The 20,632-nt window shown below is 63.4% G+C and carries 17 protein-coding genes; 13 read left to right on the top strand and 4 right to left on the bottom strand.

Features of this window, described 5'->3' with window-relative positions; all coding sequences use genetic code 11:
- The first annotated feature begins 1 nt into the window (after position 1).
- Complete coding sequence (locus N7568_RS01400) at positions 2-1,162, top strand: acyl-CoA dehydrogenase family protein (protein WP_261608129.1); 1,161 nt, start codon at positions 2-4, stop codon at positions 1,160-1,162.
- 13 nt (positions 1,163-1,175) lie between these two features.
- Here the strand turns inward: N7568_RS01400 and N7568_RS01395 are convergent, their stop codons facing one another.
- A complete protein-coding gene (locus N7568_RS01395; RefSeq protein WP_017200923.1) occupies positions 1,176-1,409 on the bottom strand; it encodes a DUF5703 family protein in 234 nt (77 codons plus the stop codon).
- A 39-nt stretch (positions 1,410-1,448) separates the two neighbouring features.
- Between N7568_RS01395 and N7568_RS01390 the strand changes: the two genes are divergently transcribed.
- The 12 genes from N7568_RS01390 to N7568_RS01335 all read left to right on the top strand — a co-directional run bounded on the left by N7568_RS01390 (position 1,449) and on the right by N7568_RS01335 (position 15,164).
- Positions 1,449-1,706 carry a hypothetical protein gene (locus N7568_RS01390; protein ID WP_261608128.1) on the top strand — a complete coding sequence of 86 codons (258 nt, stop codon included), beginning with the start codon at positions 1,449-1,451 and terminating at the stop codon, positions 1,704-1,706.
- Between the two features lie 255 nt (positions 1,707-1,961).
- Positions 1,962-3,644, top strand: a complete 1,683-nt coding sequence (locus N7568_RS01385; RefSeq protein WP_261608127.1) for a sugar transferase — start codon at positions 1,962-1,964, stop codon at positions 3,642-3,644.
- Positions 3,645-3,701: 57 nt separating this feature from the next.
- The gene (locus tag N7568_RS01380; protein WP_261608126.1) at positions 3,702-4,811 is read left to right on the top strand and encodes a Gfo/Idh/MocA family protein; all 1,110 of its coding nucleotides are present in this window, start codon (positions 3,702-3,704) and stop codon (positions 4,809-4,811) included.
- Positions 4,808-5,827, top strand: a complete 1,020-nt coding sequence (locus tag N7568_RS01375) for an NAD-dependent epimerase/dehydratase family protein (RefSeq protein ID WP_261608125.1) — start codon at positions 4,808-4,810, stop codon at positions 5,825-5,827. Before N7568_RS01380 ends, N7568_RS01375 begins: the two co-directional genes overlap by 4 nt.
- Complete coding sequence (locus N7568_RS01370; RefSeq protein ID WP_261608124.1) at positions 5,824-6,990, top strand: DegT/DnrJ/EryC1/StrS family aminotransferase; 1,167 nt, start codon at positions 5,824-5,826, stop codon at positions 6,988-6,990. The genes N7568_RS01375 and N7568_RS01370 overlap by 4 nt, the downstream gene beginning before the upstream one ends.
- Positions 6,987-7,649 carry an acetyltransferase gene (locus N7568_RS01365; protein ID WP_261608123.1) on the top strand — a complete coding sequence of 221 codons (663 nt, stop codon included), beginning with the start codon at positions 6,987-6,989 and terminating at the stop codon, positions 7,647-7,649. Before N7568_RS01370 ends, N7568_RS01365 begins: the two co-directional genes overlap by 4 nt.
- 5 nt (positions 7,650-7,654) lie before the next feature.
- Complete coding sequence (locus N7568_RS01360) at positions 7,655-8,719, top strand: glycosyltransferase family 2 protein (RefSeq protein ID WP_261608122.1); 1,065 nt, start codon at positions 7,655-7,657, stop codon at positions 8,717-8,719.
- Positions 8,716-10,215, top strand: a complete 1,500-nt coding sequence (locus tag N7568_RS01355; protein ID WP_261608121.1) for an oligosaccharide flippase family protein — start codon at positions 8,716-8,718, stop codon at positions 10,213-10,215. The genes N7568_RS01360 and N7568_RS01355 overlap by 4 nt, the downstream gene beginning before the upstream one ends.
- Positions 10,212-11,483 (top strand): glycosyltransferase family 1 protein, encoded by a 1,272-nt coding sequence (locus N7568_RS01350; protein ID WP_261608120.1) that lies wholly within the window; start codon positions 10,212-10,214, stop codon positions 11,481-11,483. The genes N7568_RS01355 and N7568_RS01350 overlap by 4 nt, the downstream gene beginning before the upstream one ends.
- A 5-nt stretch (positions 11,484-11,488) precedes the next feature.
- Positions 11,489-12,940, top strand: coding sequence for an O-antigen ligase family protein (locus tag N7568_RS01345; RefSeq protein ID WP_261608485.1), 1,452 nt, complete (start codon positions 11,489-11,491; stop codon positions 12,938-12,940).
- On the top strand, positions 12,928-13,791 hold the full coding sequence (locus tag N7568_RS01340) for a chain-length determining protein (RefSeq protein WP_261608119.1): 864 nt from the start codon (positions 12,928-12,930) through the stop codon (positions 13,789-13,791). Before N7568_RS01345 ends, N7568_RS01340 begins: the two co-directional genes overlap by 13 nt.
- 29 nt (positions 13,792-13,820) lie before the next feature.
- Positions 13,821-15,164: a hypothetical protein gene (locus N7568_RS01335; protein ID WP_261608118.1), complete on the top strand. Its 1,344-nt coding sequence runs from the start codon at positions 13,821-13,823 to the stop codon at positions 15,162-15,164.
- Here the strand turns inward: N7568_RS01335 and N7568_RS01330 are convergent, their stop codons facing one another.
- The 3 genes from N7568_RS01330 to rfbB form a co-directional block, all read right to left on the bottom strand.
- A complete protein-coding gene (locus tag N7568_RS01330) occupies positions 15,165-17,942 on the bottom strand; it encodes a WecB/TagA/CpsF family glycosyltransferase (RefSeq protein WP_261608117.1) in 2,778 nt (925 codons plus the stop codon).
- 212 nt (positions 17,943-18,154) lie between these two features.
- Positions 18,155-19,609, bottom strand: a complete 1,455-nt coding sequence (locus tag N7568_RS01325) for a bifunctional dTDP-4-dehydrorhamnose 3,5-epimerase family protein/NAD(P)-dependent oxidoreductase (protein WP_261608116.1) — start codon at positions 19,607-19,609, stop codon at positions 18,155-18,157.
- A 3-nt stretch (positions 19,610-19,612) separates the two neighbouring features.
- A complete protein-coding gene (gene rfbB / locus N7568_RS01320; protein ID WP_261608115.1) occupies positions 19,613-20,611 on the bottom strand; it encodes a dTDP-glucose 4,6-dehydratase in 999 nt (332 codons plus the stop codon).
- Positions 20,612-20,632 lie beyond the last annotated feature (21 nt).

The following is a 20,632-nucleotide window of genomic DNA, read 5'->3' as shown; positions in this document are numbered from 1 at the left end:
CATGATTGCCGAAGACATCCTTCCGGACGCACTGCTTGAACGGCTGCGCGGCCGTGCTGCCGGCTATGACCAGCACAACCAGTTCTTCCATGAGGACCTGGCGGAGTTGGCCGATGCCGGGTACCTGAAGCTCTTTGTTCCGGAGGCCGACGGCGGTCCTGGCCTCGGACTCGAAGCGGTAGCTGCCTTGCAGCAGCGACTGGCAACGGCCGCCCCCGCCACAGCGTTGGCCGTCAATATGCATTTGGTCTGGACCGGAGTGGCACGGGTCATGGCTGCGCGCGGGGATGACTCCCTGGACTTCGTGTTGAAGGAAGCCGGGCAGGGCGAAGTATTCGCTTTCGGAATATCCGAAGCGGGCAATGATTCCATGCTGTTCGACTCAGGCACCGTCGCTGAGCACTTGCCAGACGGCAGTTACCGTTTCACTGGCCGTAAGATCTTCACCAGCCTTTCGCGTGGATGGACCCGTCTGGGGACCTTCGGCAAGGATGCAGACGCACGGGACGGCGAAGGGGAGCTGGTCTTTGGGTTCCTCCGCCGCGATGAACCCGGCCATGAGACCTTAAGCGACTGGGACACCTTGGGAATGCGGGCCAGCGCTTCCAACACCACACTGCTGCACGGTGCTGTCATCCCGCCGGAGCGCATCTTCCGGAAGCTACCGGTAGGGCCCAACAAGGACCTGCTGGTTTTTGCTATCTTCGCGTGCTTCGAAACTCTTCTCGCAGCCGTGTATACGGGCGTGGCGGAGCGTGCCTTCACCCTCGGTGTGCAGAACGTGAAGCGCCGAGTATCGGCGAAACACGGTGGGCGCAGTTTTGCGCAGGATCCGGATATCCGGTGGAAGGTTGCCGACGCAGCCTTGGCGATGGATGGGATCTCCCCGCAGATATCTACCATTGCCCGGGACGTGGACAACCTGGTGGACCATGGAGCACAGTGGTTCCCCAAACTGGTGGGCCTCAAGTCCCGGGCCACCGAAAACGCGCGCCACGTGGTGGATCTGGCCATCCGCGTCACAGGTGGTTCCAGCTACTTCCGCGGTTCCGAGATGGAGCGGCTGTACAGGGATGTCCTCGCGGGCATTTTCCATCCATCAAACGACGAGTCCGCGCACAACACGGTGGCCAACGCGTGGCTGGGGCCTTTGGAAGGGTAACGCCGGCAGGAGGCTAGACGGTCCGCTGCACGGAATAGACTTTACGGCGGAGCCAAAAGCGACGCCCGCCTCCCAGGTAAAGCACGCTGCGTTCGAGTTCCCATTTGCCGTACTCGGAATGTTCGGCGAGCCGGCGCCGCGCTTCAGGCAGCGAATCGTCAGGTCCCACCGTCAGCACGAGGTATTCGTACTGACGTGCGTAGTCTCTTTGGCGCTCCACGGAGCTGCCCGGAAATTGTTCTCTCATCCCTCTCCATTTTCGTCTTTTTCCGGCTAACGTGAAGTCATGAGCATCGATCCGCGTGTCGCGCTTCAATCATTGACCGCCGCCTTGGAAGAGCACTTGGCCGCCGCCTCCGCCCGCAGGGGCGAGGGAGACCCGAACGTTGAAGCTGCGTTCTTTGCCGTCGCCGATGCTTTCGAAGTCTACGAAGACGCGCTGTACGAGGCGTACTCCGAAGTTACTCCGCTTCAAGTCTTCGATGACGAGGATGAGGAAGACGACGAGGTCCTCGAAGAAGACCTCGAAATAGTAGAAGACTAAAACGCCCAGTGAACCGGTCGCCTTCGGGTGGCCGGTTTTTTTGTGCCGCTTTCAGTCGTTTTGATGCTCTTCAAGCCCGGGAAAGCAAGGATTTTCGCTTCTTAACCACGTAGTCCCGTCGGCGCCAGCTAGGTACTTGCACGTAGGTGTCATAGGTAATCCTGCGCAAAGTTGAGTATCGACTACTGGTGCGCCTCCGGATGGCCGCCGCTTCACTGATAGGTAGGCAACAGCAGGTCTGAAAAGAAGGCTGACATGGTAAGAGTTCCAGTCTTGCGTTTGGGCAAGGTAGCGGCACACAAAGGTGCGGCCCATGCCTCCGCGGGGTCAGCCTTCCCGGTAAAACCTGCTGTGGCCGACGTCAATCCGCCTGCGTCTCCCTGGATTGGCAAGTCCGCTGCTGCACAGCGGACAGAAAAGGCGGGACTGGCGGCGCTGAGGTCGGATGTCACCCTGGACCTCGTGCTGCCGCCAGTCACCCACCGTCGTCTGCGGAACAAGGCACCGCACAAGGACCGTTTGACGTGGACGCGGTTCCTGACCAATAGCTTACGACTGGCCGACACGGCCTTGGTGGCCAGCGCCGTCTTTGCCGGAGTTGTGCTGAATTTTGATGAAATGGCACTTGCTGCCGGCAGCCCCGCACAGTCAAAACACCTGATGATGGGATTGATCCTCGGGGTCGTGTGGCTGGCCGCCCTGGAGGTTTACCGGACCCGCGATCCTAAAGTCCTTGGCGTTGGCCCGGAAGAGTACAAGCGCGTCCTCTCGGCCAGTTTCCGGGTTTTCGGCTTCCTCGGGATCGTGGCGGTGGTTTTCCGTCTGGAGGCCGTCAGCTCCTTTGTCCTGGTCTCCTTGCCGCTGGGCCTGGTGGCCCTGACGGGCAGCAGGTGGGGCTTCCGGCGCTGGCTGAGCCACGAAAAATCACGGGGCCGTTGCCTCTCCCGCGCGATAGTGGTGGGCGAGCCGCAGGACGTCAGGTACGTCATCAAGCAAATCAACCGAAAGTCCGGCGCCGCCTACGACATCCTGGGAGCCTGCCTCCCCGGCGCCCGCCGCGGCACTGTCCTGGCCGTGGACCACCTGCGGGTCCCGGTCCTGTCCTCGATCTACGGGGTTGCCCACACTGTCCGGCAGACCGGCGCCAATGCGGTGATCGTGGCCGGTCCGGTTCCCGGCGGAAACCAGTTCATCCAGGAGCTTGGATGGAGGTTGGAGGAAAGTGCCGCAGAATTGGTACTTGCGGCGACACTGACCAACGTGGCAGGTCCCCGAATCCACTGGCGGCCGGTTGAGGGACTCCCGCTGATGCACGTGGATATACCGCACTATTCCGGCGGCAAGCACACCCTCAAGCGCCTGATGGACATCGCGGTATCTGCGGTGGCGTTGCTCGTCCTGGCGCCGGTCCTGCTCTTCCTGGCTGCGATAGTCCGTGCTGACAGCCCCGGGCCTGTCCTGTTCAAGCAGGAGAGGATCGGAAAACAGGGAACAACCTTCCAGATGCTGAAATTCCGATCCATGGTGGTTGATGCCGAAGCGCACCTGGAAGCCCTCAGCAGCCAGGACGAGGGATCGGGCGTCCTGTTCAAGATCCGCGGAGACCCCCGCATCACCCGGTGCGGGAAGTGGATGCGGAAGTACTCCCTGGACGAACTGCCGCAATTCTGGAACGTCCTGATGGGAAACATGAGCCTGGTTGGGCCCAGGCCGCCCTTGTCGCGGGAGGTCAGCGGCTACGAACGGCACACCCACCGCCGCCTGTTGATCAAGCCGGGCATTACAGGCTTGTGGCAGATCAATGGACGCTCCGACCTTCCGTGGGACGAGGCCGTCCGGCTGGATCTCTACTACGTGGAGAACTGGTCAATAGCGGGGGACTTGATGATCATGTGGCGGACATTCCGGGCCATGACCCGGCCGTCCGGCGCCTACTAGCGAAAGTCACGCAGTACCTAAAAGAACCGCGCTATCAACACAGAAGTTGAGTGGGAAATGAGCATACGAACTATTCCATCAGGACAACTGAATGGCCACGCACTGCGGCCCAGGCTTCGCATCGCCGTAGTCGGTGCGGGCTACTGGGGTCCCAACCTCGCCAGAAACCTCAAGGCCAGTCCCGACTGGGACCTGGTGGCCATTTGCGATCTTGACGTCGAGCGCGGCCTCAAGCTTGCCGAGACGGTGGGTGGGGTGGCCGTCGTCGAGTCCTTGGACGAACTGCTGGACACCTACAACCTGGACGCCGTAGCCGTGGCAACGCCGGCGCACACGCATCACGGCGTGGTGATGACGGCATTGCGTGCCGGGAAACATGTTCTCGTGGAAAAGCCATTGGCGGACAGTCGTGCCAAAGGCCTGGAAATGGTGGAGGAAGCCAAAGCCAGGGGCCTGGTGCTCATGGCGGACCATACCTACTGTTTCACTCCGGCAGTCCTGAAAATCCAGGAGCTGGTGTCCAGCGGTGCCCTGGGCGACATCCTCTACGTAGACTCCGTCCGCATCAACCTGGGCCTCGTCCAACCGGACGTCAATGTCTTTTGGGACCTGGCGCCCCACGATCTTTCAATTCTGGACTTCGTCCTGCCTGGCGGGTTGCATCCTACCGAAATCGCAGCCCATGGCGCGGATCCACTGGGCACAGGCCGGGACTGCGTGGGGCATTTGACGTTCGGCCTGCCCAACGACGCCATGGTCCATATCCATGTGAACTGGCTCAGCCCCACCAAGATCCGGCAAATGATCATCGGGGGGTCAAAGCGGACCCTCGTATGGGATGACCTCAATCCACAGCAACGCCTCAGCGTCTACGACCGCGGGGTGAGCCTTGAGCACCAACCCAGGTCAGCCGCGGACAAGAAGGCCTCGGCAATTTCCTACCGACTGGGGGACACGTGGTCACCCGCCCTGCAGGAACGCGAGCCTTTAGGCCAGGTGGTGGCCGAACTCGCCGGCTCAATCCGGAACCACACCACGCCACGCACCAGCGGCGAATCCGGGCTCCGCGTCCTGTCCGTACTGGAAGCTGTCACCCAAAGCCTCAGCACCGACGGACAGTCCACCGTGGTGGCAGGCAACGAGGTCAGCCTCCAGGTTGCGCGATGAAAGAGCTGCTCGGTGCCAATGTGCTGGTTACCGGCGGCGCCGGAACCATTGGGTCCACGCTTGTGGACCAGCTGCTCGACGGCGGCGCGGCTCACGTCGACGTGCTGGACAACCTCGTGCGGGGACGCAGGGCAAACCTGGACGGGGCCCTGGCCAGCGAGCGCGTGCAGCTGGTGGAAGGCGACCTGCGTGACCGCGACCTGGTCCACGACCTTACGCACGGGAAGGACCTGGTGTTCCACCAAGCCGCCATCCGCATCACACAATGCGCGGAAGAACCACGGCTGGCACTCGAAGTGCTGGTGGACGGAACGTTCAACGTGGTCGAGGCTGCCGCGCAACAGAAAGTGGACAAACTCATCACAGCTTCCAGTGCCTCTGTCTACGGCATGGCCGAGGAGTTTCCCACGAAGGAAAGCCACCACCACCACAACAACGACACGTTCTACGGTGCGGCAAAATCCTTCAACGAAGGAATGGCCAGGAGCTTTCGGGCAATGACCGGCCTGGACTACGTGGCCCTTCGGTACTTCAACGTCTATGGCCCCCGGATGGATGTGCATGGCCTGTACACCGAGGTACTGGTCCGCTGGATGGAACGGATCGCCGATGGCCTCCCTCCGCTGATCTTCGGCAGCGGCGAGCAGACCATGGATTTCATCCACACCGCCGATGTGGCCAGGGCCAACGTCCTGGCAGCTGTCAGCGACGTGACCGAAGGGGTCTACAACGTAGCCAGCGGTACGGAGACCAGCCTGGCCCAGCTGGCACAGACATTGCTGGGAGTCATGGAATCCCCCCTGCACTTGGAACATGGCCCCGAGAGGGCAGTGAACGGCGTGGCCCGCCGCTTGGCGGACATCACGTCCGCACGCGATGACCTGGGCTTCGAGGCAGCCATCGCTTTGGAAGATGGACTGCGTTCGCTGGTGACGTGGTGGCGTCCGCTGCGCGACGAGATCGCTGCTTCCCGTACGGGCGGCCATCCTGCAGCTCCGGTAGTCGGTGCGCGATGACCACGTCCGAGACCCGGTTGGCACGCATAGATGTCATGAAGCCCTGGCTCGGCGCGGAGGAAGCCCAGGCAGTGGCTGAAGTGATTGCCTCCGGATGGGTTGCCCAGGGTCCCAAAGTCCGCCAGTTCGAAGAAGCCTTCGCCATGGCGCAACAAGCAGGCTTTGCGGTGGCCACCTCCAGTTGCACCAGCGCCCTTCATCTTGCCCTTGCTGTAGCCGGTGTGGGCCCCGGCGACGACGTAGTGGTGCCATCGTTCTCCTTCATTGCCACAGCGAACGCTGCAACGTACGTGGGGGCGCGGCCGGTCTTCGCGGACGTGGACGTCCTGACTGGTTGTGTGACGGCCGAAACTGTTCAAACAGCTCTGACGCCTGAGACAAAAGCGGTGGTTGCCGTCGATCAAGGAGGGGTACCGGTTGATCTCGACCCCATCCGTGCCCTGTGCGATCCGCTGGGCATCACCGTGGTGGAAGACGCTGCCTGTGCCATCGGTTCCCGATACCTCGGACGTCCTGTAGGAACCGGGGCGGAGGTGGCTGCTTGGTCCTTTCATCCACGCAAGATACTCACCACTGGAGAGGGCGGGATGCTCTCCACCTCCAGGCAGGACTTCGCAGACCGGTCACGACGCCTCCGGGAACACGCGATGAACGTCTCTGCCGCGGATCGCCACGCCAGCATCCTGGCATCCGCGGAGGAGTACCTCGAGGTCGGCTTCAACTACCGCATGACCGATCTTCAGGCCGCCGTCGGAATCGTCCAGCTGGGCAGGCTCGGCGAGGCCGTCCAGCGGCGGCGGGAACTGGCGGCCACCTACGCGAACGCGTTTGCCGGCGTCGAAGGCCTTCGTCTGGTCAGCGACCCGGAGTACGGCATCACCAACTTCCAGTCCTGCTGGTTGGAAGTCGGACCTGGATTCCCCATCGGACGTGAGGCGTTGATGATCCAACTGGCCAATGACGGCATCTCCGCACGGCGCGGCATCATGGCAGCCCACCGCCAACCTGCATACGCCGGCAAGAACAACGGCGGAGCACCCATGGACGCCACCGAATGGCTGACGGACCACACACTGATCCTGCCCCTGTACCACCAGCTTGCACTCCACGACCAGGTCCGTGTCATCGATTCAGTGCTTCGCGCCGCGGGTCGATCAGCATGAGCGAACTCCTCCTCATCGCAGCAAGCGGCCTGGCCAGGGAAGTCCTCGCCATGGTCCGCAGCAGCGGGCCGTTCGACGTCATCGGAATCCTCGACGACGACGAAGACAAGCTTGGCCGGGTAGTGGACGGCGCCCATGTGCTCGGCCCCATCCGCGACGCCCTGAAGTTCCCCCATGCCCTGTTGCTGGTGTGCATCGGGTCCGGGTCCGGTCGGGAGAGCGTGGTCATGCGGCTGAGGACCCTTGGACTGGATGAAGACCGCTACGCCACAGCGGTGGATCCCTCCGTGCAGGTTCCCGAGGGCTGCAAGATCGGCCGGGGCAGCATCCTCCTTGCGCATGTCAGCATGACGGCGTCGGTGACGATCGGCAACCATGTTGTGGCCATGCCGGGAGTTACCTTCACCCACGACGACGAGATCAGCGATTTTGCGACCTTCGCGTCCGGTGTCTCACTCGGCGGGAACGTCCACATCGGCCGGGCCGCCTACATAGGAATGAACGCCAGCGTCCGCGAGCGCACCTCCATCGGAGCGAACGCCACCATCGGGATGGGAGCGGCGGTCCTCACGGACGTCCCGGGGGACGAGACCTGGGCGGGGGTCCCCGCGCGTGTGATCAGGCGGGGCAATTCCCCTGCGTTGGAGGGCATTCAATGAAACTGATGCGGCCAGTCCCTTTGCGCCACCATGCGAGCGTTTCGGTGGTGGTCCCGTGCTACAACTATGGGCGGTACCTGCCCGATGCGGTGGCCAGCGCCTTGACGCAGGATGGCGTGGACGTTGAAGTCATCGTGGTCGATGACGCATCCACCGACGGCAGCGCCGCAGTGGCCTGGCGCCTGGCCGCGGGCGATCCCCGCATTTCGGTGGTCCTTCACGAAAGCAACCAGGGGCACATCGCCACCTACAACGACGGACTCTCCAGAGCCAGGGGCCGGTACGTCACGCTCCTTTCGGCGGATGACCTGCTTGCGCCCGGTGCCCTGGCCCGGGCCGCGGCACTGATGGAAGCCAACCCGGAAGTGGGTATGGTCTACGGCCTTCCCAGGGACTTCACGGACCAGCCGCCACAGACTGCCACACGTGGGCGCAGCTCCTGGACAGTATGGGGTGGCAAAAGCTGGATCACGCTGGCCTGCGCCCGTGGACGAAATTTCATCCTGTCGCCCGAAGTTGTGATGCGGACTGAGGCCGTCCTCGGCATTGGTGCCTACAGCGCCACCCTGCCGCATTCAGGGGACCTGGAGTATTGGTTGCGGGCAGCCTCTTCATGGGATGTGGGCAGGATCAACGGACCAGTCCAGGCTTTCTACCGTGTTCACGGTGCCAATATGCACCAGATGGAATTCCCGGCCGCGGCGGTTGACCTTCAGCACCGGCTCGACGCCTTCCGCGTACTGGAGGACCCCCGGTGTCCCGGCTCCCCGGAACGTCGGGTCCGGCAGTTGCAGCGGGCCAAGCGGGCCCTGAGCAAGGAAGCAGCCCAGCTCGGGCTTCAGGAGATCACCCGCGGAGGGTCCGTGGAAGCCGCGACGGAGCTGCGAAAGTTCATTGAGTGCCTTCATGAGGTTCGGGGCAACATCCACCGGGCCAACGCCCTTCAAGCCCGGATCGCCCGTGCTTCACGCGGCAAAGGCCCCGGCACCGGGCGGGCGGCAGCCCAGTACGTCCATACGCAGCTGGATCGTGTCCGTTGGCGCTTGTGGGCCATGACGGGAATCTCATGACCACCGTGAGTGGTCAGGACCGCGGACTGGGCAACAGGGCTGCGAGCGCAACGCTCTGGGGCGGGGTCAACATGGCCCTTGGCAGGATTGTCCAGTTTGCCACCACCATCATCGTGGCCCGGATGATTGCGCCCGAACACTTCGGAGCCCTCGCAGTGGCCATTGTGGTGCAGACCATTGCAACGAACATGGCTGAGCTTGGCGCTACTGCAGCACTGGCCCGCGGCAACGGCGACGCGGACAAGATCGCGCCGACGGTCTTCTCGATTGCACTGGTGACCAGCGGAATCATGACGGCCGCTGCCATGGCCCTGGCGCCGGCCCTGGCGGCGGCCTTTGATGATCCCGCTGCGACCCCCGTGATCCAGGTGCTGTCCGTGACTATCCTGCTGCAGGGCATCGGCGCCGTGCCCTCCACCATGGTGTGGCGGGAGTTCATGCAGAAGCCGCGCGTCGTCGTCGACCTCTGCAGCCTGGTCACGGTGTTGCTTTTGGTGGTTCCGATGGCATTGGACGGGTGGGGCGCCATGGCCCTCGCCTGGTCCAGGGTGGGCGGCCAGCTGGTTGCGATGGCAGGGTATTGGATTATCACGCCCAAGAGGTACGCTCCGGGGTTTGACCGGGTGGTGGCGGTGGATATTCTGCGCTTGGGCATGCCGTTGGCCATGGCCAACCTCGTGGTGTTTGTCACGCTCAACGTGGACTACCTCCTGATCGGGCGGATGCTGGATCCAACGGCACTGGGCCTGTACCTCCTCGCGTTCAACCTGGCCGGCCTGCCCAGCTCGGTGATCACAGCCGTCATCCGTGCCACCGCGGTGCCAACGTTCGGCAGGCTCTTCGCAGCCGGGACACTGGGGCCTTTGGCCGCAAAGTTTGTGACCGGGGTTTCCTATTGCGCATTCCCGATCTCCGCGATGGTGATAGCGCTGGCGCAGCCGCTGATCGTGACCGCATATGGCGGGGCATGGGCACCGGCGGGCATCGCGCTGGCGACGCTGGGAGTCTTCGGTGCCACACGGATCCTCGTTGAACTCTTCGCCGACCTGAGCGTGGGGGCAGGCAGGACGGTGTGGCTGTTCTGGGTCCAGGTTGCCTGGCTCGCCACCCTTACGCCGGCCCTCTACCTCTGCATCACATGGTGGGGGATCGCGGGAGCAGGCGTCGCCCATGCAGCCGTGGCGTGCTTCGTGGTGATTCCCCTGTACGCAAAGTCCCTCGCATCAGTACTGCAGACCACTGCCTGGCAGCTCCTTCGCGGAAGTCTTGCGCCGCTCCTGGCTGCTGCCTCGGCAGGGACTGCTGCGTGGCTGGCTACCCAGGGCATGGCCAACCCCGGGGTTGCCCTCGCTGCCGGCACCCTGCTCGGTTCGGCACTGTACGCCGCACTGACATACCGCCAGGGTAAACAACTCGTGGCAGATGTTCGCGGGCTGCTCCAAGCCACAGGAAGCCCCTCCCATGCCGGCGGTCCCGGAAGCGCAGGCCAGCCATGATGCCGTCCGCCCTGGCAACAGTCCGCGTCCTCGCCAATCGACTGCGCAGGGATGGCTGGCGGTCGGTAGCCAGAACCGTTGCGGCAAGGGTTGCAACCACGGCAATGGACACCTGGGACCTCTCAGAGCCAGGCCTTCCACTGCGGGAGGTGGACATTCTCGATTCCCGGTCCCTTGGCCGCCCATCACCGCTCCCCATCATCACCGGCAGCCTCAGGGTTGGCTGGGTCTGCACACCACCAGCCCCCGGCTCCGGGGGACACACCACGTTCTTCAGAATGGTCCAGGAGATGGAAGAACGGGGCCACCACTGCACCTTGTTCCTCTACGACCCCAACGACGATGACGCAGGCCGTCACGAAAAAACTATCCGCCGCCACTGGCCGGCGCTGCGTGCCGGGGTTCGCAGCGCCACAAATGGGATGGAAGGGGTGGACGTCATCGTTGCGAGTTCCTGGCCCACGGCACACCTTGTCGCGGGACGGGCTCCGGGCAGCGTCCACCTCTTCTATTTCATCCAGGATTACGAACCATACTTCTACCCCCGCGGATTCCTTTATGCACTGGCAGAGGACAGCTACCGCCTGGGACTGACGAATGTGGCCCTTGGGGGGATGATCGCCGATGTCATGGAGGCTGAACTTGGCGAGTCACCACAGGCCGTCATTCCGTTCGGTTGCGACACTGACACGTACCGGCTGCTCACGCCCGCCCCACGGAACACCCGCTCAGGAGTGGTCTACTACGCAAAAAAGAAAGTGGACCGGCGCGGCTACCTTCTGGCCAAAATGGCCCTGGAACGATTCCACGCTCTCCAGCCCGAACAGGAAATCCACATCTACGGAGACACCGTCACAGGGTGGAAGATACCGGTGACGAACCACGGCAACCTTGCCCCCGCGGACTTGAACGTCCTGTACAACCAAACCATCGCCGGGTTGGCAATCTCCTTCACCAACATCTCCCTGGTACCAGGGGAGCTGCTCGCAGCAGGAAACGTACCGGTCCTCAACAACGCCGCATTCGCGTCAGGGCTGCTCACGGACCCTGACGCGGTGTGGGCCCCCGCAACCCCATCGGGATTGGCCACTGCGCTCGCCGGGATTGTCAATGCCCCCGGCATCGACGAACGCGCTGCCTCCATAGCAGGCAGGAAACGGCTGGACTGGGCCGACTCCCGCAAGGCGTTTGCCCGCTTCCTGGAAACCTCATGCGCCCGCCTGCCTGATGAGGCCCCTCGTGCCTCGATGCGAGGAGGCCGGCTGTGAAGCGGATGAAGAAGGCACTCAGCTTCCCGCCAGCCAAGGAAGTGCGGATCGCAGATCTCGACGGCACCGCGGGCAACGCCGGACATGTGGGCCTGCTCCTGAAATTCGCGGCCTTCGCCGTTTTCTTCTTCCCCTCCAACATGATCGTGAAGCCCATAGGCGCCGTGGGCACCGTTCCCATCATGCTGGCCCTCCTGCTGCTGGTTTTTTGGCTGTGCTCCGCCCTCTTCGGACTCCACAATCCACTGAAAACGAACCACCCGGGCCGGATGGGGCTGGGACTGCTCTGGGTGGGAACGTGCGCCTCCTACGTTGCACTGTTCTCCGGATTCACCGGCAACACCAACGTTTCCGCCCAGGCCGCAGCCGACCGCTGGCTGATCCTGATCCTCGCCTGCGGCGGGATCGCCCTGGTGACCACCGAAGCCGTACGCACCCTGGACAACGCCATGTCATTGGTGCGGGCCATCCTTGCCGGGGCCTTCTTCTGTTGTCTCGTCGCCTTGGTCCAATTCCTTTTCCGGGTCAACCCCATGCTGTGGATCCAGGAGGCAATGCCAGGTTTTACGGACAACGGTGGAAACACCGCTTTCCAAGTGCGCGGACTGATGACCCGCGTTGCAGGAAGCACTTTCCACTCCATAGAGCTGGCCGTTGTCTGCGCCATGCTGCTGCCCTTGTCGATCTGGCGCGCGATCTACGACCGCACCGGCCACAAATGGCTGCACTGGACGGGTACTGCCTTGCTGGTTGTAGCCATCGCCTCCACCGTTTCACGATCCGGTGTCCTTGGACTGTTCCTGGGCATGGTGGTATTCATCCCGTTCCTGCCACGCGCGGCACGCCGGTGGGCAGTGGTGGCAGCGCCAGCAGCAATGGCAGCACTGTTCGTGGGGATCCCCGGCCTGGTGGGGACACTGACGTCCTCGTTCACCGCGGGAGACAGCGACCCCTCCCTCACAACGCGGACAAACAACTACCCACGCGTCGCGGAGATGTTCGGCGAACTGCCCTTCCTCGGCCTCGGCCCGGGAAACTACCTGCCGGACAACGCCCTCCACATCCTGGACAACCAGTACCTCAATTCCCTGGTTACCCTCGGACTCGTTGGCTTCATCGGCATGGTGGCCTACCTGACGCTGCCGGCCATTTCATCGTTCATCGCCGCCCGCGCCTCCCGGATTCCAGCCCTCCGCTGCCTTGCCGGAGCGGTGGCAGCCGCTGGCGCAGTGGCAGCAGGGTGTTCGTTGACGTTCGACTCGATGGCTTTCCCCGTGTTTGCCCTGCTGTATCCCTTCATCATCGGTCTCGGAGGAGGCGCATGGATCATGATTCGCCGTGAATTCGAGCTACGGGAAGCCAAAGCTCCGGACCAGAACAACAGTGGGCCGCCCCTTGACGGAACACCCCCCAAAACTTCCACACCGAATGACGAGGCGATCACATGGACCCGGTAGCAGTCATCAAAACGCTAATGCACCACAAGTTCATTGTGCTGCCCGTCCTGCTGGTAACAGCGCTCGCAGCCATCTACGTCTACCAGTTCGCCCCGCGGTCCTACGAGGCCAAGGCAACGTATGCCATCGTCAACCCCAAGATCCCGACTGCTGCTGAACTGGAGAAGAATCCGGCGCTCAACTCCTTGAACTCGGACAACCCCTACCTTCGATCGGCAGATTCGTCATTGATCGCGCAAGTGGTGGGCACACGGTTGAATGCCGACACCACTGGAGACGCCCTCCTTCGGGACGGACTCAGCACCGACTTCACAGTCCAACGTCCCCCCGCGTCGTTCCTGATCGAGATTTCGGCCGCTTCGGAAAACAAGGACAAGGCAGTAGCCACTGTCAAAGCCCTGGGAGCCCGGCTTGAGGACGACCTCATGGCCATTCAATCCATCAATGGGGCCGACGAACGCTTCTTGTACACATCGTTGATGGTTGCCGCTCCGGACAACGCGACCGAGCAGTTCTCCAGCAGGCTCCGGTCGCTGATTGTTGTCCTCGTGGCCGGCGTAGTGCTCACCTTTGGGGCAGTCTCCATAGCCCGGGGGTTTGAAGCCTCACGGTTGCGGGCCCGGTCAGCGGCTCCGGCGGGGGAGGGGCATAAGAAGTCCCGCCGCCGGCAGGCCGGCCATGACCCGGACCCAAACGGGCCATCTGACGGAACAAGCCTCGATGAACTCACCGTCCAGGACGTCCTTAAGCCCGCGGAAGAAGACCACTTTTTCGCCGCTACCGGACCCCTGCGTGATTCCCTGCGGTCCCGTTCCAATGGGAAGTCGCCTGTGAAGGAAACTTCTGCCTGAAAGGTCCTTATCCCGGGAGAGGAGCACCAGTGAAACGAAGGACAGCGGGAATCGCAGGCGGAACTGTTCTCGCCGGCTTTGTGTTTGTGGTCGCCGCTGCCACCGGCGTCACGCCCTTCACCGGTACCGGCACAGCCGACGGCAATTTGCCCAGCCCCACAGCCCCCTCTCCAACGGGCCACGAGGGAGTCGTCTTACGCCCGGTGGATGGGGGTGCGGACTACTATGCCCGGTTCAGGAACGGCCTGCCCGCTGACCCATCCTTCTTTCCCATCGCCGTATGGTTCGAAAGCGTGCTGGATAAGGGGAACGTTGCCCTCGATACGGCAGCAGGCCTCAACACCTACGTCGAGTTGACCGCCAACTCCGACCTCCAACTGGTGCGTGCGTCAGGAATGTACGCCATTCCCACTTTCGACTCGGCAGACGCCTCAGGCTTCGCCCTGAGCGACGAGGTGGACATGTGGGCAGGGCCGGGAAGCGCGCCCTGGACAGGCAAGTACCCCGGGGAGGGTCCGCTCTGTGTCCCGGAAGAAAGCAAATGCGGCTATACGGTACAGAAGGAACGCCGCGCTGTGGCGCCGCAAGGGTCAATGCTCTACGCCAACTACGGAAAGGGCGTGACCTTTTGGCTTTCCGATGAGGAATCCGTGGAATTCTTCAAAGGCATCCAGGACGTCGTGTCTGCCGATACCTATTGGTTCACCGACCCCAGCATTTGTGCCAAGGGCGAAGGTGGGGCGATTGTCGGCTACGTCCGCGATCTGACCCAGGACGAATGCCGGCTGGCCGCAAACTACGGCTGGACCATTGAACGGGTCCGAACCCTGCAGGCAAGCGGCAACGTCACGCCCATCTGGGCCTTCGTCGAAGCCGGACACCCCTTCAAAGACTCACCCAACGCCGCCACCATCACCGCTCCCGAGATCCGCGCGGCAGTGTGGAGCAGCCTGATCCACGGCGCTCGCGGTGTCATCTACTTCAACCACAACTTCGGCGGCGACTGCATCTCCCAGCATGTCCTCCGTGACTGCGGCATCCAGGTCCGCCCCACAGTAGCGGCCCTCAACAAACAAATCACTGACCTCGCACCCATCCTCAATGCCCCGTTCCTCGACGGCGCGACAACAGCCACCGGCCCTGTAGACCTCGCTACCAAACTCCACGAAGGCACGGTCTACATTTTTGCCGGTGCCAACAAGAAGGCCGGCGGCACAGCCACCTTCCACGTTCAGTGCGGCGGCAGCTCCGCCGTCGTTATCGATGAAGACCGGACCATCCCGGTGGTGGACGGCAGGTTCACCGACACCTTCGCCGACGGCAACGCCGTGCACCTTTACCGCGTGGAAGGCGGCGGCAGCTGCGGCTTCTGACTAGCGGCTGCTGTCGTCCCTCTCCCAGCCGGTTACCGGCCTCCTGCCGAACAGCGCACGACGGCGGCCCGCGGCGGCGAAGGCGGCGTAAACGGCGGCGTCAACTGAACTCAGCGGACTCCTGACGGAGGTAAGCAGTTCACGCAGGGTCCGCGAGGTCGATGCCACCGCTTCCGGGCCCGCCAACTGCGCGTTCCCGCGATAGCTCCTCCGAAGAATGGCAAGAAGCGCTGCCCGGGTCCGCGGCGTCCTCACCACCACCGGTTCAGTGTCCAACACAGCCTTCTCCGCCCCGCTGAAGAGACGGTCCACGTAATAGTCGTCCCCAGTGAGGGACGGAAAGGCGCCCAAGCGGTCATGTCCCGGCCTGCTGAGGGCGTATGCCCCGGCACCCCAAAGACCTTGCGCAGTGGCCGGAATCCGGTTCCGGGCCCGGTAATACGACCGCACCAGCGCGGTGGCACCACTGGTGTCATAGCGGAACGCGGGACGGGCGGCAAGGAGGACGCTGTCGTCGTCGAGCGCCGTCAGCACTGCGCGAAGGGCCTCCGTGCTGACCTCTATGTCCGCATCGAGGTATAGCCGGGGCCACAGGACAGCTTCCCGATCGGCAGCGTTCAAAGCTGCGGTCTTTGAAGCAGCGTCGAAAACCAGCACCCGCACCCCGGGAAAACCGGACGCAATGGTCTCCGTCCCATCAGTACAGCCATTACAAGCCACAATGACCTCAACCGTGCCCCAAGCGATCACGCCTTTTAACGAGTCAAGGGTCCTGCTGATGACGCCCGCTTCATTGTGCGCAGGGATGATCACGGCTCCTGATGGCCACGATGCCCCACTCTCCGGGGCAGCAGCCCCACCCTCTGGCGCCACGGCAGCCTGCGGCAACGTGCCCCACCGCCTGCGGTCAATCAACGCGAGAGCTGCCTCACGGTGCCCGGGCTTGTGGAGCCGTGCAAGCTCAGCTGCGAGGACCACCAGGGAGAAGGCCTTCAGCTGGCCGGGCCCACAATACTTCGCGGCGTACCGCACCCGGTTGACGGACATCAAGGCAGTCAACTGCGGAGACGTACCCGAGCCCCCACGTTCATGCCACATCCGGGCCGAGGGCTCAAACCAGATCGACCTGCCTGACTCGCGCACCCGCCGGCAATAGTCAGTCTCCTCCGAGTAGAGGAAGAACTGCTCGTCCCAGGCGCCGACCTCCTGCGTCGCATCGGCGCTGACCAGGAGCGCCGCACCCGTTGCCCAATCAACAAGGTGCGCATGCCGGTAACTCTCCGGATCAAAATCCATCTCGGAGAGCCAGCCCGGCCTGCCCTGCGCATGCCCTCCCAGGGCCGCATCACCCAGCGCCCGAAGAACCCCCGGCTCCCGCCGGAGTGATGGGTAGACGCTGCCGTCGTCGTCCAGCAGCATCGGAACCACCATCCCCGCCCCGGACATCGCCATTCTGTGCCGCATGGCAGATATCGCACCCGGCTCCACCCGCAGGTCGGGGTTAAGGATGAGGTAGGCGTCCGCGTCCCCGGCTGCACGCATCGCTGCGTTGATTCCACCTGCGTACCCCAGGTTGCCACCAGTACTCAGGGCCACCACATCAGGGTGTTGGGCCAGTTCCTCCATGGTCAGGTGGTCGGGGGAGTTATCGGCCATGACGACTTTGAGGGACTGCTCCGCGGTTTCCTGCCGCAAGCTGGCCACCAGTGGACCGACGTCGTCGGCATTGTTGTAGGTCACCACAATCACGGCGACGTCGGCCTTCGCTCCCGCCGCCACGAACGATCCCGGAGCACGGCTGGGCTCATGCTCCGGGACGGCTAAGGAATCGGGCACGGTGGCGGACCTCCCACCGGGCAAGCGACCGGGTGAGGCGGCACTACTGTGGATCCGCAGTTTGGCGTAAGCTCCCGGCCCGTCCACCAGGTATCGTCGGGCGAGCCTTCGTGGTTCCAGCATGAGTCGCCACGCCCATTCAAGGCCATGGCCACTCACCCACGTGGGGGCCCGCCTGATCCGACCTGCCAGGAAGTCAACAACTGCTCCGAACGCGAGCAAGACCTTTGCCCCTGTCAGTTCCCCGTACTCGGCAATCCAGAGCTCTTGCCGGGGCTTTCCCAGGCCCACCACCAGGATGTCCGGCGCGCTTGCTGCTATGTCCGCAGCCAATTGCGTGGATGCCGCCACGTCGCTCAGGACCGGGCGCTCGGGGGCCCACCACCCGGCGACCCTCAAGCCGGGGCGCTCCACGGCAAACGTGGTCCGGATAAGCTGCTGCGCCTCCTGGCGTCCACCCACGAAACCCACGCTGAGCCCACGCTGTTCTGCTTCGTCGAGCAGTGGTCCCACCAGGTCGCTGCCGGCCAGCCGTGGCCAGGCACGGCCGGTGACCCTGGCCGCTTCCGCAACCAACGGCGCTCCATCGATCAACGTCAGCCACTCCACTGGTGCAGGCTGGTCCAAAGTGCCCTGCCAGCGGCTGCCTGCACCGAAATGCCGGATGTGGTCCAGATTGGCCGAACACACGCCCAGGGGCTTCGCGCCACCTGCCGCCGCGCGATCCATGATGGTACGCAGCGCATCGTCGACGTCCATGGGTCTGACGGGGGCTCCGCCAAGGTCCACCCATTGACCAGCAGCTTGATCTGCAGTCGAAGCAGTCGTGCCCGGTCCGGAGGGCCCCGGTGGCGTGAACAGCATGGCGCCGCCATTCACAGCTACATCGGTGGTGCGGTGGGGGTGCGCGTCCCGTCGGGGGGCGATCTTCGGCAGCAGCATTCTCGGCTCTCCAGGCTTCAGGGTCCAACTCAGGCATAACAATTGAGCCGGCGATCCGAGGCTGCTGCACTGCCTGGACCGCCGCGGGCAGCGGATGCCGCCCAACCATAGTGTTCACTTGAGTTGTCTCCCGGCCCTGCCACTTTATGGGCTGCCGTAGGGCAACTTTAGGCCGTTTTGCTGGAGTTCGCTAGGGTGTTTTCCAGGCTTCGTCAGTGTTTCAAGGCGTCGAGATAACCGGCCAGCCGTTGGGCCGACGCCGGTGGATCGAAGCCCGTGGCGCGAATCCTGGTCAGGTCCAGAACGCTGCTGCGGGGACGGGGAGCGGTACCGGGCTTGGCGTAGTCGGTGGTGCTGATGGGCGTCACCAGTCCGGGGTCGGCGCCGCATAGCCGGAACACGTCCTGCGCAATGGTTGCCCACGACTGCCGCTCTCCGCTGTTGCTGATGTTGTACGTACCGTAGGGGGCGTGGTTGTCCAGCAAATGCCGGATGCCCGCAGCGATGTCCGTCGCGAAACTCAGCCGGCCCCACTGGTCATCAACCACCGACGGCGATGCACCCTGCGCCGCCAACGCAGCCATGGTGCGCACAAAGTTCTTCCCCTCACCCACCACCCAGCTGGTCCGAACGATGTAATGCCTCGGCACCGCCGCGACTGCCGTGTCACCAGCCGCTTTGCTTTGGCCATAGACACCCAGCGGCGCGGGGGTTTCGTCCTCATGGTGAACGTCGGCGGTGCCGTCGAACACATAGTCAGTGGAGATATGAACAAGTGTCAGCGAATGTTCGACGGCGGTGCTCGCCAACCGGGACACGGCAGCGGCGTTGATGCTCCAGGCAGCTGCGCGGCCGTCCGTTGTCTCCGCAGCGTCGACTCCCGTAAATGCTGCTGCGTTGATGATGGTGGAGTACTTCCGCCAGTCCGTGGCCACGTACGATGCTTCGGACGTGATGTCGAACTGCTTCCGGCCAGCGAATTCCACCGTGTGGTCACCGGAGAAGGCAGCCCGCAGGGCGCGTCCCAGCTGACCATCCGCGCCAAGGACCAGCGTGCGCTGCCGCGCCATGGGAGCCACTGTCATGGGAGCCGCTGTCAGGGGAGCCACTGTCAGGGGAGCCACTTCAGACAAGCGCGGATGGTTTTTGTCCTGTGGGGACACCACCGCCTTGCCCAGGGATATCGGCCAGGGCACTGCCACACTTTCGTCGGCCAGGTTCAGGAAGGTGTAGTCCCGTTGCGCCTCCGGACTCCAATGGTCGTTGACCAGGTAGGTGTACGCAGTGTCGTCCTCCAGCGTTTGAAAGGCGTTGCCTACACCACGGGGGACAAAGACGGCGTCCTTGGCTGTCATTTCCGCGCAGAACAACGTTCCGAAGCCGGGCCCCTCGCGCAGATCCACCCATGCCCCGAAGATGCTGCCTGATGCCAGGGAGATGAACTTGTCCCACGGTTCGGCGTGAATGCCCCGGGTGGTCCCTCGCGCTGCGTTGAAGGAGATGTTGTTTTGCACCGGCCCAAAATCCGGGAGACCAAGGTCCAGCATCTTTCTCCGGTGCCAGTTCTCTTTGAACCATCCCCTGTGATCCCCATGAAGCGGTAGCTCGAAGAGCAGCAGCCCGGGAATCGGGGTGGGCTTTGAGCGTAGTTGCTGTGCCGGGTCCACGGCCTAGTGTCCCTGGCCGGCGTATTTGGACTCGGTCGCTGTTTTCTGTGGCCGCCACCATTCCGGGTTGGACCTGTACCACTGGACCGTGTCAGCCAGGCCGGCGTCGAAATCCGGGTATTTGGGGGACCAGCCCAACTCCTGGCGGAGTTTGCTTGAGTCGATGGCGTATCGAAGATCGTGGCCAGGACGGTCGGTCACCAGGTCGTAGGCGTCGGGGGACTGGCCCGTCAGGGAGAGCAGCAGCTCCACAACCTCCCGGTTGGACCGTTCGCCGTCGGCTCCTATCAGATAGGTTTCGCCTACACGGCCGCCCTCCAGGATTGCCAACACGGCGGAGGAGTGGTCCTCCACATGGATCCAATCCCGAACGTTTCGCCCGTTGCCGTAGAGTCGCGGGCGCAAGCCGTCCAGGATGTTGGTGATCTGCCGCGGTATGAACTTCTCCACATGCTGGTAAGGGCCATAGTTGTTGGAGCAATTGCTGATGGTGGCTTTGAGCCCAAATGAGCGCACCCACGCCCGCACCAGCATGTCCGAGCCCGCCTTCGTTGCGGAATACGGACTCGTGGGGCGGTAGACGGAATCTTCGGTGAAACGATGCGGATCATCCAGGGCCAGGTCCCCGTAGACCTCGTCGGTGGAGATGTGGTGGAACCGGGTGCCGTGCTTTCTCGAGGCCTCAATGAGCGTGAAAGTACCCACCAGGTTCGTATCGACGAACGGTCGGGGCTCGTGAAGGGAATTGTCGTTATGGGACTCCGCAGCGAAATGGACCACTGCGTCCACGGCGGCCGTCAACGGGTCAACCACAGCGGCATCACAGATGTCACCCAGCACGAACTCGAACCGTTCGGGTGGCAGCCCGTTGAGCGATTCAAGGTTGCCCGCGTAGGTCAGTTTGTCCAGGACCGTGACATGCAGGCCAGTGTGCTCCATGATGTAGTGGACAAAGTTGCATCCAATGAATCCGGCCCCGCCGGTGACAAGGATTCTCTGCATGGCCCTAGAGTAGCCGTCCGC

The sequence above is a fragment of the Paenarthrobacter aurescens genome, from assembly GCF_025421775.1.
GTDB lineage: Bacteria > Actinomycetota > Actinomycetes > Actinomycetales > Micrococcaceae > Arthrobacter > Arthrobacter aurescens_B.
This window is presented reverse-complemented; position numbering and strand designations above follow the sequence as displayed.